12 protein-coding genes and 1 riboswitch are annotated in these 13,674 nt (G+C 30.3%); of the genes, 7 read left to right on the top strand and 5 right to left on the bottom strand.

Annotation, left to right across the window (positions count from 1 at the left end; all coding sequences use genetic code 11):
• Positions 1-9: 9 nt before the first annotated feature.
• The gene (panB, locus tag J2Z42_RS09595) at positions 10-837 is read right to left on the bottom strand and encodes a 3-methyl-2-oxobutanoate hydroxymethyltransferase (RefSeq protein ID WP_209702417.1); all 828 of its coding nucleotides are present in this window, start codon (positions 835-837) and stop codon (positions 10-12) included.
• Positions 827-1,699: a Rossmann-like and DUF2520 domain-containing protein gene (locus J2Z42_RS09600; RefSeq protein WP_209702418.1), complete on the bottom strand. Its 873-nt coding sequence runs from the start codon at positions 1,697-1,699 to the stop codon at positions 827-829. The genes panB and J2Z42_RS09600 overlap by 11 nt, the downstream gene beginning before the upstream one ends.
• A 306-nt stretch (positions 1,700-2,005) precedes the next feature.
• Between J2Z42_RS09600 and putP the strand changes: the two genes are divergently transcribed.
• Positions 2,006-3,475: a sodium/proline symporter PutP gene (gene putP, locus J2Z42_RS09605; protein ID WP_209702419.1), complete on the top strand. Its 1,470-nt coding sequence runs from the start codon at positions 2,006-2,008 to the stop codon at positions 3,473-3,475.
• Between the two features lie 119 nt (positions 3,476-3,594).
• Positions 3,595-5,505 (top strand): ABC-F family ATP-binding cassette domain-containing protein, encoded by a 1,911-nt coding sequence (locus J2Z42_RS09610; RefSeq protein WP_209702420.1) that lies wholly within the window; start codon positions 3,595-3,597, stop codon positions 5,503-5,505.
• A gap of 35 nt (positions 5,506-5,540) precedes the next feature.
• On the opposite strand, the gene J2Z42_RS09615 is transcribed toward J2Z42_RS09610, so the two are convergent.
• Positions 5,541-6,086: a flavodoxin family protein gene (locus J2Z42_RS09615; protein WP_209702421.1), complete on the bottom strand. Its 546-nt coding sequence runs from the start codon at positions 6,084-6,086 to the stop codon at positions 5,541-5,543.
• A 258-nt stretch (positions 6,087-6,344) separates the two neighbouring features.
• Here J2Z42_RS09615 and J2Z42_RS09620 point away from each other — a divergent pair, with 258 nt between their 5' ends.
• Positions 6,345-6,863 carry a ferritin gene (locus tag J2Z42_RS09620; RefSeq protein WP_209702422.1) on the top strand — a complete coding sequence of 173 codons (519 nt, stop codon included), beginning with the start codon at positions 6,345-6,347 and terminating at the stop codon, positions 6,861-6,863.
• A 102-nt stretch (positions 6,864-6,965) separates the two neighbouring features.
• Here the strand turns inward: J2Z42_RS09620 and J2Z42_RS09625 are convergent, their stop codons facing one another.
• Positions 6,966-8,357, bottom strand: coding sequence for a L,D-transpeptidase family protein (locus J2Z42_RS09625; protein ID WP_209702423.1), 1,392 nt, complete (start codon positions 8,355-8,357; stop codon positions 6,966-6,968).
• Between the two features lie 411 nt (positions 8,358-8,768).
• Here J2Z42_RS09625 and J2Z42_RS09630 point away from each other — a divergent pair, with 411 nt between their 5' ends.
• From J2Z42_RS09630 to thiC, 3 genes are all read left to right on the top strand, one after another.
• Complete coding sequence (locus tag J2Z42_RS09630; RefSeq protein ID WP_209702424.1) at positions 8,769-9,224, top strand: MarR family winged helix-turn-helix transcriptional regulator; 456 nt, start codon at positions 8,769-8,771, stop codon at positions 9,222-9,224.
• 27 nt (positions 9,225-9,251) lie between these two features.
• Complete coding sequence (locus J2Z42_RS09635; RefSeq protein WP_209702425.1) at positions 9,252-10,709, top strand: MDR family MFS transporter; 1,458 nt, start codon at positions 9,252-9,254, stop codon at positions 10,707-10,709.
• A 45-nt stretch (positions 10,710-10,754) separates the two neighbouring features.
• Positions 10,755-10,862, top strand: a riboswitch (TPP riboswitch).
• An 88-nt stretch (positions 10,863-10,950) separates the two neighbouring features.
• Entirely contained in the window at positions 10,951-12,264 is a 1,314-nt protein-coding gene (thiC, locus tag J2Z42_RS09640; protein WP_209702426.1) for a phosphomethylpyrimidine synthase ThiC, read from the top strand.
• Between the two features lie 148 nt (positions 12,265-12,412).
• Here the strand turns inward: thiC and J2Z42_RS09645 are convergent, their stop codons facing one another.
• Positions 12,413-12,592, bottom strand: coding sequence for a response regulator transcription factor (locus J2Z42_RS09645; protein ID WP_209702427.1), 180 nt, complete (start codon positions 12,590-12,592; stop codon positions 12,413-12,415).
• A gap of 310 nt (positions 12,593-12,902) precedes the next feature.
• Between J2Z42_RS09645 and J2Z42_RS09650 the strand changes: the two genes are divergently transcribed.
• On the top strand, positions 12,903-13,661 hold the full coding sequence (locus tag J2Z42_RS09650; RefSeq protein WP_209702428.1) for a DeoR/GlpR family DNA-binding transcription regulator: 759 nt from the start codon (positions 12,903-12,905) through the stop codon (positions 13,659-13,661).
• Positions 13,662-13,674 lie beyond the last annotated feature (13 nt).

Raw genomic sequence — 13,674 nt, forward strand, 5'->3', positions numbered from 1 at the left:
TTACTCCTTTTAATATAATTTATTTATAACATTTTCATCTATTTTAAAGCTGTGCTCTTCATCAGGAAAAGCACTACTTTTTACTTCATCATTATAATCTTCAAATGCTTTTCTCATAACTTCTCCAGCATTTCCATAAACCTTAACAAATTTAGGCTTGAAATCTGAAAACAATCCCAGCATATCCTGATACACAAGAATCTGCCCGTCACAATATTTCCCTGCACCTATTCCTATAGTTGGAACAGATACAGTTTCCGTAATAATTTTTGCTAGTTTATACGGAATTCCTTCAAGTACAATAGAAAACACACCTGCCTGTTCTAATTTTTTTGCATCCTCTATTATTTTTTTAGCCTTAATTTCATCCTTGCCTTGAATTTTAAATCCTCCAAATACGTTCACAGATTGTGGTGTCAGTCCAATATGTCCCATTACAGGAATTTGTGATTTTACAATGGCTTTTACCTGTTCATAAACAGTTGCACCACCCTCCAGCTTTACAGCTCCTGCTAAACCTTCTTGAATCATTCTTCCAGCATTTTTTACCGCATCATACACAGAAGTTTGGTAGGACATAAATGGCATATCACCAACCACAAGGGCATTTTTTGCACCTCTGGTAACTGCTTTTATATGGTGAAGCATATCTTCCATCGTCACACTTAAAGTATCTTTGTACCCAAGGCACACCATACCTAAAGAATCGCCAACCAAAATACCATTAATACCTGCTCCATCTATAATCTTAGCTGTTGAATAATCATAAGCAGTCAACATGGTAAGCTTTTCGCCATTATGTTTTGCATTCATAAAAGTCGAAATACTATTTTTCATTTTTTTCATCCTTTCGTTTTTTAAGTTCATTTTTTATGACTTGATAATTTTCTCCTATGTGTTTTTTTTCAGATAAATCAACTAAATTAAGTGACAAACGCTTATACAATTCAATATCTTCAAATGGTATTACATTAAGGTGCTTCCTTATTGTCTCCAAATCACCACGCTCCACAGGGCCTGTAATTGAGTCTATAAAACCGCTGTTTTTTATATTGTTTATATTATTTTCAATTAAAGGCATGAGCGCATTTTTTGCAGTTTCATAATCAATATCACATTCTTTCAAATAACTGCAGCCTATATTTAAAAGAGAAAGTACCAAATTTGAAACTGTTACATTTGCAAGATGATAAATTGGTTTTTTAGCTTTATCTATTGTAATCACTTTGTTACCCATTGAAGTAAAAATTGATTCTAAAATTGACAAATATTTTATATCTCCTTCAATCGAGAAATAAATTTTGTTTAAAATTTTATAAGTATTGAATTTATCTGAAAAAGCGCACATTGGATGGATAGAATATCCGAATGCTCCCAAAGTGTTAATATTTGAAAAGATTGACGAGGACAAAGAACCACTTGAATGGCAAATGATTTTATTTTTTAGATTGTATTTCTTAATTTCATTCCATATTCTTTCTACAATATCATCGGGAGTAGTGATAAAAATTATATTACAATCTTTGATTAAGGTTTTTAATTCAGTGTAAAAATTACTTTTTGTAAAATCTGCAGCTTCTTTTGCTGATTTTACACTTTTACTATAGTAACCTTTCAATTTCAGCCCATTAATGCTAAAGTATTTACCTAAGCTTACGCCTACTCTTCCGGCACCGATAAAACCAATATTAAATTCCATGGCATCACCGTCTCTTTTAGTAATACAATTAAAAAAATTATAATCGAGCTGATGTTTAACTCCCGTACAGCTTGTCCCATTCAAAATGATATGAGCAAAATATTAACTTATAAAAACACTTAAGGTGCAGCTCAAAATGATACTACCCAAATTTTATTTTACCATATAATAGGATTTTATTCAAAAAGGATTTTTCCTATTTTTATATTAATCATAAATTTAATTATCAATTTATGATTAATATGATAATATATTTATATGGTTTTTTTTAATTAACATAATTTTAACAACAAAAGGAGAATTTATATGAAATTTGCATCACTTAGTGCCATTATCTTATACTTAATTATTTTGCTATTAATTGGGTACTATTCTTACAGAAGGACTCATGATATGTCTGATTATATGCTTGGCAGCAGAAGCCTCAGTCCTATGGTAACAGCTTTATCTGCTGGTGCAAGCGATATGAGTGGATGGATGCTTATGGGACTTCCAGGCGCAGTATATACCACAGGTATTTCAAGTATGTGGCTTGGAATAGGTTTAACTATAGGCGCTTATTTTAACTATCTCTTGCTAGCTCCACGATTTAGAATTTATACTGAAGTTGCCAACGATTCCCAGACTATACCTGATTATCTCGAAAACAGGTTTAAAGATAATTCAAATATGCTAAGACTTGTATCTGGAATTGTAATTCTTGTTTTCTTTACTTTATACGTTTCATCTGGAATTGTAGCAGGTGGAAAATTATTCAAAAACTTATTTGGATTTACATATACATCAGGTGTAGTAGTTACACTTTCCATAGTTGTAATATATACATATTTCGGCGGATTTTTAGCTGTAAGCCTTACAGACTTCTTCCAGGGAAGCTTGATGTTTGTTGTACTTCTTATGGTTCCAATCGTAACTTATTTAAATTTGGGAGTAACTCCAGGTACTTTTGTGCACAAGGTAACTTCAATTAATCCAGCATTATTTGATATGCTGCGTGGAACAAGCTTTGCAACAATTATCGGCTTTATGGCCTGGGGCCTTGGTTACTTTGGACAGCCTCACATTATTGTACGTTTTATGGCTATTAAATCTGCAAAGGAATTAAAATCTGCAAGAAGAATAGGTATAAGCTGGATGGCTATCGGACTTTTAGGTGCCATTACAAGTGGTCTTATAGGTCTTGTATATTTTACATCTCATAATATGCCGCTTAAAGATCCTGAAATGGTATTTCTAAAACTTGGAGATATATTGTTCCATCCATTTATTACAGGAATTATACTTTCGGCAGTACTAGCTGCTATTATGAGTACTATATCTTCTCAACTTCTAGTATGTTCAAGTTCAATTACAAAAGATTTTTATCTTACTTTTTTCAATAAAGAGGCCTCAGAACATACTCAAATGTTTATAGGAAGATTATCCGTTGTTCTGGTTTCTGCTGTTGCAGTTATATTTGCATATGTTCCAAATAAAACTATTTTAAATATAGTTGGGCAGGCTTGGGCAGGTTTTGGTTCAGCTTTTGGTCCGGTACTTCTAATAAGCCTTTACTGGAAAAAAATGACTAAATGGGGTGCACTATCCGGTATGATTGTAGGTGGATTAACAGTTATCATATGGATTGTTTCTGGATTATCAGCTTACTTGTATGAAATGATTCCTGGTTTTTCACTTGCTCTCATATCTATAATAGTTGTTAGTCTTTTAACAAAAAAGCCTGATAAATCTATAGATAATGATTTTAAATTAATGGAAAATGAATTAACAAAATAAAAATGTAAAAATAAGAAGCCTCATTCAATTGATGACTTCTTATTTTTATAATTAATCTGCTTTATATTTTAATTTACTATATGATATACTAAATTTGATAAAGCAAAGGACGTGTAAAAATGAATTTATTAACTGCAGAAAATATAAGTAAAAGTTATAGTGAAAAAATTTTATTTCAAGATATATGTTTAGGTATAAATGAAGGCGATAAAATAGGTGTAATTGGCATAAATGGTACTGGAAAATCTACTCTTTTAAAAGTAATTGCAGGACTTGAAACGTCCGACAGTGGTAAAATTATAACATCAAACAAAGCATCTATAGACTATCTTCCTCAAAATTCTGATTTTAGTGACAGCAGTTTAACAGTACTTGAACAAATTTTTAAAGGCAGTTCACCTGTGATGAATCTTTTAAGAGACTATGAAAAAGCTCTTAAGCTTATTGAAAAAAATCCTGATGACAGCAACCTTCAAAGTCAAATCTTTAATTTAAATTCCATGATGGATGCAAAAAATGCCTGGGAGATTGAAAGTCATGCCAAAACTATACTTACAAAGCTTGGAATAAATAATTTTGATACAAAGATATCCGTGCTTTCAGGCGGTCAGAAAAAAAGAGTAGCTTTAGCCTCAGCACTTATAACTCCCTCAAATATTTTAATACTTGATGAACCTACAAACCATCTCGATGATGAAACCATAGAATGGTTGGAGGACTTTTTAGGTGAATATAACGGTGCTCTTCTAATGGTAACACACGATAGATTTTTCCTGGATAAGATTACTAATAGAATGTTAGAACTTGATAGAGGTAAACTTTACAAGTATACAGGAAATTACAGTGATTTTCTTGAAAAGAAGGCAGAAAGACTTGAAAAAGAAGATGCCAATGAAAGGAAAAGAGAAAATCTTATAAGGAAAGAACTTTCATGGATAAGAAGAGGTGCCAAAGCAAGAAGTACAAAACAAAAAGCTAGAATAGAAAGGTTTGAACAATTAACCGGCGAAAAATCATCTTTAAATAATTCAAAGCTTGATATCAGTATTCAAAGCACACGAATCGGCAAAAAGGTCATAAATCTTGATCATATAAATAAAAGCTTCGGACAAAAAGTTTTAATCAAAAATTTCACTTATAATATATTAAATGACGACAGAATAGGAATTATAGGTGCCAACGGAAGTGGAAAGTCTACACTGATGAATATTCTAACAGGAAAATTACTGCCTGACAGTGGCAGCGTAAGCACAGGTGAAACTGTAAAAATAGGATATTATTCTCAGGGAATTCCTGATATGGATATGAACGAGATAGTAATTGAGTATATACAGGATACATCAGAATCCGTAACAAATAATCAGGGTAAAAGAGTAAGTGCCTCTTCCATACTTGAAAAATTTTTATTTGAACCATCTGTGCAGTGGACTCCTCTTGGAAAACTTTCCGGTGGGGAGAGAAGACGTATTTATCTTTTAAAAATACTGATGAAGTATCCTAATGTACTTTTACTTGATGAACCTACAAATGACCTTGATATAGAAACACTTACAATTTTAGAAGATTACATAAATAATTTTCAAGGTGCTGTTATCACAGTATCACATGACAGATATTTTCTTGACAAAACAGTTGATAAAATATTTGCATTTGAAGGTAACGGCAAAATAACTCAATATACGGGTAACTATTTTTACTTCAACAAACTTCAAAAAGAGAAAGCGAAAGAAAAGCCTTTAATTAAAAAAAATACAGAAAAAAATAATTATAAATCCAATAAAGAAAAGCCTTTAAAATTTACCTATAAAGAAAAGCTTGAATTTGATAAAATAGACGAAGTTATTGAAAATCTAGAAAAAGCTTTATCAGAAAATGAAACTAAAATGGAGGAGGCTTCCTCGGATTACACTCTTATTGAAAAACTCTTAAAAGAAAAAGCTTCTCTTGAAAAGGAGCTTGAAGAAAAAATGGATCGCTGGACCTACTTGAATGAACTAAACGAAAAAATACAAGAAAATAAAAAATCATGATTAAAGGGGAACGTATTCCCCTTTTCTATTATTAATTAATCTATTTTATTTACCAAATAAGCTACATTTTCAGAAAATCTCTTTACTGTTCTCATTCCTTCTTCATCATTTAAAGCTTCTCCAGGCTTCTGACCGAAAACTACATTCCAATATGTTGAACCCGGTACAATCATATCATTATAAAGGTAAAACATAAGCATTTCCTGTATGGATGATGTTTGACCTGCTCGTCTTGCGACAGCAATAGGTCCGCCTACTTTTCTGGATAAAAAATTTCCGTCTTTCATAGATGCCATGGCTATTCTCTGAAGTGCCACCATAAGTTCTGCTCTTGCAGTTCCCCAGTAAACAGGTGCTCCTACAATAAATCCCTTGGCCTCTTTTATTTTTTGAATTATTTGGTCAAAGCCATCATTATATCCTCCCTGAAAATCCATAGAATCCTTCAATTTCATTCCAGCTAATGATACAACTTCAGCTTGAACTCCATTTTGTTCTATAACTTTTGCACATTCTTTAAGAATTTGTACAGTGTTGCCTTCCTCATTTGGACTCCCACTTAATAATATTACCTTTTTCATATATAATATCTCCTTCCAATATTAAAATAACAGCCTTTAATCATATTTTAGAGTAAATTATTGAAATAAACAATATAAATATTAAAATTTTACTCAAATATAATTATGTTATAGATATTGAAAATTTATATATAATGTGTTATTATTACTAAAAATAATCAAATAATAAATATTACATCTTAGTATTTATTATTAGTAATAATTTAATTAGTATATAATTTGCTAATTAATTTAAATGTGAAAGGGATGAATTTACTTATGCTAAGTGATACACTTGTAAGGGCTATAAACGATCAGATAAACTTTGAGATGTACTCCGCAAATATATACTTTGCTATGCAAGCATACTGTGATTCAATCGATTTAGATGGATTCGCTAATTTTTTCAAAGTACAGATCGAAGAAGAGAATTATCATGTAACAAGATTTTATGATTTTTTAAAAAGAACAAATTCAAGGATAATTATTGGAACTGTTGAATCACCTGATAATAATTATGATTCAGTAAATGATGCTTTTAAGAAAGCACTAGATCATGAGAAAAAGGTCACTAAAAGAATTTACAATCTTATGAATTTAGCAACAGAGGAAAAAGAACATGCTACAATAAGTTTGCTTAAATGGTTTATAGATGAACAAATTGAAGAAGAGGATACTTTTAGTAAATTAATTAAAAAATTAGATAGAATAGGTGATAACTCAGCTGCCCTCTATATGCTGGACACAGAGCTTCAATCAAGAACATTTGTGCCACCTGTAAATACAACTGTTAACTAAAAATCTACATAATTTTAGTATTCTTTCAAACTTTATTAGGGGCTGTCGCACTAAAAGTAATTACTACATTACTTAGTGCGACGGCCCCTATTTCACTCATTACTAATAATAACAAACAACTGGAGTGCCTTTATCAATACTATAGAATATTGTCTTTGCCAAATAATATGGTGAGTTCACACAACCATGCGAACCGTCTGTCATATATATACTCCCACCAAATTGATTTCTCCAACGTGCATCATGAATTCCAATACCGCCATTAAATGGCATCCAAAAATCAACCGGGGAACTATAACCCTCACCTTTTAAGGTAGCATTTCTTTCCTTATATTTTACCCAGTAAATACCTTCTGGCGTTGGATGTCCACTACTTACATTACCTGTAACAACGTCTCCTTGTACTACTAACGAACCTTTTTTGTAAAACCATAAATGTTGTCTTGACATATCTACTTCTACATAAGTATTTCCAATATCATTACTACTATGAGATACAGCAGTTTGAATGTATGTTGGTTCTTTTTTTATAGTTTTTCCTTCTTTAATGGCAGCAATTAAATCTTGAGTCTCTTTAGCATTATTAATATACCATCCATAATCACCACCGCCAACATTTATTGTTTTTCCTGAAGATGTGCTAAAACTTCTTGTCTTACCAATTGTATTATAAGTATTAGAAAGTTCATTCATGTATTTTTTAATTTTATCTTTCTCAAATACAATCTGAAAATTATCATCAACTGCAAGCCACTTGTTTATTGTAGAGCCATCTACAGTTTCCTTTTTATCTCCAAAAGTATAAGTAATTTTTGAAGATACATATTTATTAAGCGTATTTCTAATTTCAGTAGTTTCTTTTGATTTTACAGTATACTTTGGATTAACATAGCAATTCATTGCTTCCAAATCTATTGTAGTTTCACCCTTAAGTATTGCTTTTACTATATTATTATACAATACATTTTCATTAACCTTATTTCCATTTACTTCATTTATAATCGTATAACCTTTATTTGAATATTTGAAGCTTGGGTTCTTAGGTTCAATTACATTTTTACTATCGAAACAAGAAAGCTTATCCACTTTTTCTTTCAACAATTTGCTGTCATATGAAATTCCGACTGTCATTTTAGAATTCTTTGTGTTTAAAAATCCCAAAATCCAATTATAAGAACCCTGTTTATCCTTAAGTTTCTTAACTTCACCATTCAAATTATACTTTAATTTAATATCATTTTCTGTAATTTGTTCTGTCTTTCCATCCCTTTCTTTTAAGCTCAACTTATATGATTTTATATGAGATGCCATTTGTTTATTTACTTCTTCCACAGTTTTTCCAGAAACGCTTACACAATCAATTTTAGAGCCAAAATAAAAATGATTCGTAAAATACGCCGATATTCCAAAATATATAACAAGTAAAATACAAATAGAACTCATAGCACGTATGTTAATTTTATTACGCTTATTCTTTTTCTCTTTCTTTATCATTTTTTATAATGCCAATCCCTTCTATATAATTACAATAAAATTTATATTACATATAAATTCCTTTTAGCACACAAATAACAACCACCTGTAAGTATCTGCTTAATACTTACAGGCAGTTATATACATAGTGAAAGCATACACTATCATTTTCAAATTATATTTTTCAGACATTTCTACTTTTTATTTTACATTATTCCAATTTTTATGTCTACATTTTATTTGTAAACAAAATTTTTCATTAATATGGCCCCTCATTAATTTTTACTTTTTGAATTTTATTACAAATATCAATAACCACACAACATTATATAAAATTTATTTGACATTTTTACTATGTTGGCATATAATTAGTATACTAATTATATGTATCATAATTATATCTATATCATATATTCTTGGAGGTATAAAATTATGGAATCCCTTGATAAATCTATTGGTATGTATTTAAACTACATCAATAGAAAAATACTAAGATTTTTATCTTTAAACTTAAAAAAATATAATATAACCACAGAACAATGGTCAACATTGCTGAACTTACTAGAAAAGGATGGTGTTAATCAAAAAGAATTAGCTAAAAAAGTAGACAAAGATCAAGCTACCTTAGTAAGAATATTGGATATTCTTGAAAAGAAAAAATTAGTAGTAAGGAAAAAAAGTTCTAAAGATAGGCGTTCATTTTTAATTTACGTTACACCTGAAGGTAAAAATTTAGAAAAAGAAGTATATCCTTTTATTGAAAGTCTATTTAAAACCATTATAAATGGGATTTCAAAAGATCAAATAAATTTATTTATAGATACATTAAATAAATTTGAAAAAAACATATATGCCGAAGAGCAAAAAATCAATCAAAATAATGACTAATCTCAATATCAACAAGGAGGAAATTTTATGGAAGAACATTTAGATGAAAATTTAGATGAATCAAATTATAAACAGCGAACTTATAATGTAATACCTATAACTATTGCCTTAATTATGGCAGGATTCTTATGTATGTTAAATGAAACTTTATTAAATATGGCATTAAAAAAATTAATGGTTCAATTTATTATATCTGCAAATACCGTGCAGTGGCTCAGTACAGGATATATGCTTATTATGGGCATAGCAATTCCTGTTTCTGCCTTACTTATTCAAAGCTTTACAACAAGGCAACTATTTCTTGCTTCTGTAACTATATTTTTAATTGGAACAATTGTAAGTGGTTTCTCTACAGGCTTTTCAATTTTATTAATAGGTAGACTAATCCAAGCTATTGGAACTGGTATTTTAATACCAAATATAGTAAATACTTTATTAATTATAAATCCTATAAACAAGCGTGGAAAAGCACTTGGTATATTTAACCTTGTAATGTTTTGTGCACCAGCTATTGGTCCAACGCTTTCTGGTTTAATAATTCAATCACTTAATTGGAGATGGCTATTCTTTATAATACTGCCTTTTTCAGTTATATCTTTAATTTTAGGTTATAATTATATTGAAAATGTAACAGAACTTACAAAACCACCAATAGATTTATTATCTATTATACTATCTACTATAGGATTCGGTGGATTTATATATGGTGTTAGCAACATTGGAAGTACTTATATATATTTAATAGCAGCTCCTATAATTGTTGCTTGTATAGCATTAGCCGCATTTGTACTTCGTCAGCTGCACATGAGTGAACCTATGTTAGATATGCATCCATTTAAAGAATCCATGTTTAGCCTCGGTTGTATACTTATGATAATCATGCATATGATTAACTTTGCTACTATGCTTATTTTACCGATGTTTCTTGAAGGTGCTTTAGGCTTAACAGCATTTACTGCTGGTATTCTTATGCTGCCAGGCGGACTTATTAATGGAATTGTATCACCAATTTCTGGACATCTATATGACAAATTCGGTCCTAAAGCATTAATTATACCCGGGTATGCAATTTCAACCATTGCATTTCTTTTACTTTCGCGCTTTGTATCTATGACTATAAGTATTCCTGTTATTATTGCTTTGCATTGCTTATCTCTAATAGCTGTTGGACTTATAAATACTCCTGTGCAAACTAATAGTTTAAATCAATTATCTCCAAAATACTATCCTCACGGGACTGCTATAATGAATACTCTACAACAAATAGCAGGAGCATTTGGAACTTCTTTATTTGTTGCTATTATGTCTGCATCTCAAAAAAAATACTTATTTGATGTTAGCAATCCAGTTTCTGCAAAACATCAAGCTTTAAGTTTAGTATTTGGAGTGCATCACACTTTTGCAATTGAAACCTGTGTTCTTGTTGTTGCTTTAATATTATCTTTATTTATAGCAAATAATAACCTTAAGAAAAAAGCACTATAGCGTTGACAAAAAAATATATATATGGTATTACTTAATTGAAAACAAAATATTTTATGGGGGAGCCTGTATATACAGACTGAGAGTGGGATGTTATCTCAGACCCTTATGACCTGATTTGGGTAATGCCAACGTAGGGATAAACTTTATCTTAAGTACATAAAGTTTTATAAAAGACGTTTTAAAGGGAAAGCATTACAGCTTTCCTTTTTTATGCTCAAAAACTCAAGAGGAGATGGTTTAAATGAATTATACAACACAAATGGATGCAGCTAAAAAAGGAATAATTACAAAAGAAATAGAGACCGTAGCAAAAAAAGAAAATATGGATGTACAAAAATTAATGCAGCTTATTTCAAAAGGTAAAGTTGCTATTCCTGCTAATAAAAATCATAAAAATATAAGTGCAGAGGGTGTAGGAAAAGGATTAAAAACTAAGATAAACGTCAACCTTGGTATTTCAAAAGACTGTTGTAATATAGACATAGAACTTGATAAAGTAAAAAAAGCAATAGAAATGAAAGCCGAAGCTATAATGGATTTAAGTTGTTTCGGTAAAACAAGAGAATTTAGAAATAGACTCATAGATATATCCCCTGCCATGATAGGAACAGTACCTATGTATGATGCCGTTGGATTTTATGACAAGGAATTAAAGGACATAACCGCTGAGGAGCTCTTAAACGTTATAGAAACTCATGCAAAAGACGGTGTTGATTTCATGACTATACATGCAGGGATAAATAGAGAAACTGCAGAAGTATTCAAAAGAAATCCAAGACTTATGAATTTTGTATCAAGGGGTGGAAGTTTATTATATGCTTGGATGCATTTGAATAATAGAGAAAATCCTTTCTATGAATATTTTGATAAAGTACTTGATATATGTGAAAAATATGATGTAACTATAAGTTTAGGAGATTCATGCAGACCTGGCTGTATAGACGATTCTACAGATCCAAGCCAAATTAAGGAACTTATGACTTTAGGAGAACTCGCAAAAAGAGCATGGAAGAGAAACGTACAGGTTATGATAGAAGGTCCGGGACATATGGCTTTGGATGAAATAAAAGCAAATATGATACTCGAAAGAAAGCTTTGTCACGATGCACCTTTTTATGTTTTAGGACCAATTGTAACTGATATAGCACCTGGATACGATCATATCACCAGCGCTATAGGAGGATCAATTGCAGCAACTTATGGAGCAGACTTTTTATGTTATGTAACTCCTGCAGAACATTTAAGATTGCCTGATCTTGAAGATATGAAGGAAGGAATTATAGCTGCTAAGATAGCTGCCCATGTTGCAGATATTGCAAAAGGAATTAAAGGTGCTAGAGATTGGGATAATAAGATGGCTCACGCTAGACGTGAACTTGATTGGGAAGAGATATTTAAGCTTGCAATAGATCCTGAAAAAGCCAGGAAATATAGAGAAAGCTCAAGACCTGAAGATGAGAAAACCTGTACAATGTGTGGAAAAATGTGTGCAGTAAGAAATATGAACAAAGTTATGGAAGGCAAGAATATAAACATTTTAAGAGATGATGACTAATTACGTTTTCTTTCACTTTTAGTACTTGTGATTTCACAAATATACGATATATGAAAGTCCTAACATACATATTAGGACTTTCTATTTATATATTAGTTTATGCACATATTCATCATACAATATTTACCATAAGATTAAACAATTTAGCCTATAAATTTACTTTTTTATTATTTATTAATAATTCCCTAGTTTTTATATTTATTTTTAAAGTTCCACATTTCAATAAACTTTCATTTACAAATGCCCCTGTCCTCCTAAGCAATGCTTCAATCCTTACTTTTAATTCTTCTATATGAAATGGTTTAGAAATGTAATCATCTGTTTCCATTCTAAATCCAATTATTTTATAATATAATGAATCCTTTGCAGTAAGCAGTAAAACAGTATCTATGCTGTAATAATTACTAAGACTATTTTTTATATGCTGAGAAATTAGTATCAATCATATACAAGCAATATTTTATTAATACCATTCACATATTTAATATAAATTATTAAAATCATTCAAAAATATATTGACATCATGCATAAAATCGATTACAATAAAATTGATCAATCATAAAACGTTTTCATTTTTGATTGGTTATGAATGATTTATCTATGATTCATTAAAATGATTAAAACGAAAGTGTGATTGGATGTTTGCAGAAGAAAGACAAAAAAAGATATCAGAATTACTAAAAGAACAAAGTAGCTTAAAGGTAAGTGCATTAACAGAAATATTTAATGTTTCTGAATCCACCATAAGAAGAGACTTACAAGAGATGGATGAAAAAGGTCTTTTGACTAGAACTCATGGAGGAGCAGTAAGTAACCAAGGTACTAGTTTCGAACCTTCATTTAAGGACAAAAAGATAGAAGGTCATCACGAAAAAGTTACTATAGCCAAAATTGCATCTTCTATGATTGAAGATGGAGATACAATTATGCTGGATTCAGGCACAACAACCTTAGAAATAGCAAAGCATATACAAGCAAATAAAGTTACAGTTATAACAAATTCTATAGATATAGCTGCTGTTCTCTCAAACAATGAGAATGTTGATCTTATAGTTACCGGTGGAAACATGAGGTTTACTACAAGAGCTATGGTTGGATATATAACTGAAAATGTATTAAAAAATTTTAGAGTTGATAAAGCTTTTATTGGGGCTAATGGTATATCCATAGAAGAAGGTATAACAACACCTAATTTTATAGAAGCTCAAACTAAAAAAGCTATGATGAATGTTGCAAATAAAGTTATCATTGTAGCGGATAGTTCTAAATTTAATAAAGTATGTTTTTCCGTTATAAGTCCTATAAGAGCAGTATCTTCAATTATAACAAGTGGTGATTTACCACAAGAAACATTGAAAAATTTTGAAGATGCTGGAGTTGAAATAATACTTCAATAAAATAGGAGGAGTA

The organism is Clostridium algifaecis, assembly GCF_017874415.1.
GTDB lineage: Bacteria > Bacillota > Clostridia > Clostridiales > Clostridiaceae > Clostridium_B > Clostridium_B algifaecis.

Bases quoted from the DNA above. Each gene is read 5' to 3' on its own strand.
- thiC (WP_209702426.1), top strand. From the start codon at position 10,951: ATGAATTATACAACACAAATGGATGCAGCTAAAAAAGGAATAATTACA.
- J2Z42_RS09600 (WP_209702418.1), bottom strand. From the start codon at position 1,699: ATGGAATTTAATATTGGTTTTATCGGTGCCGGAAGAGTAGGCGTAAGC.
- J2Z42_RS09645 (WP_209702427.1), bottom strand. From the start codon at position 12,592: ATGGAAACAGATGATTACATTTCTAAACCATTTCATATAGAAGAATTA.
- putP (WP_209702419.1), top strand. From the start codon at position 2,006: ATGAAATTTGCATCACTTAGTGCCATTATCTTATACTTAATTATTTTG.
- J2Z42_RS09635 (WP_209702425.1), top strand. From the start codon at position 9,252: ATGGAAGAACATTTAGATGAAAATTTAGATGAATCAAATTATAAACAG.
- J2Z42_RS09630 (WP_209702424.1), top strand. From the start codon at position 8,769: ATGGAATCCCTTGATAAATCTATTGGTATGTATTTAAACTACATCAAT.
- J2Z42_RS09610 (WP_209702420.1), top strand. From the start codon at position 3,595: ATGAATTTATTAACTGCAGAAAATATAAGTAAAAGTTATAGTGAAAAA.
- panB (WP_209702417.1), bottom strand. From the start codon at position 837: ATGAAAAATAGTATTTCGACTTTTATGAATGCAAAACATAATGGCGAA.
- J2Z42_RS09650 (WP_209702428.1), top strand. From the start codon at position 12,903: ATGTTTGCAGAAGAAAGACAAAAAAAGATATCAGAATTACTAAAAGAA.
- J2Z42_RS09625 (WP_209702423.1), bottom strand. From the start codon at position 8,357: ATGATAAAGAAAGAGAAAAAGAATAAGCGTAATAAAATTAACATACGT.
- J2Z42_RS09620 (WP_209702422.1), top strand. From the start codon at position 6,345: ATGCTAAGTGATACACTTGTAAGGGCTATAAACGATCAGATAAACTTT.
- J2Z42_RS09615 (WP_209702421.1), bottom strand. From the start codon at position 6,086: ATGAAAAAGGTAATATTATTAAGTGGGAGTCCAAATGAGGAAGGCAAC.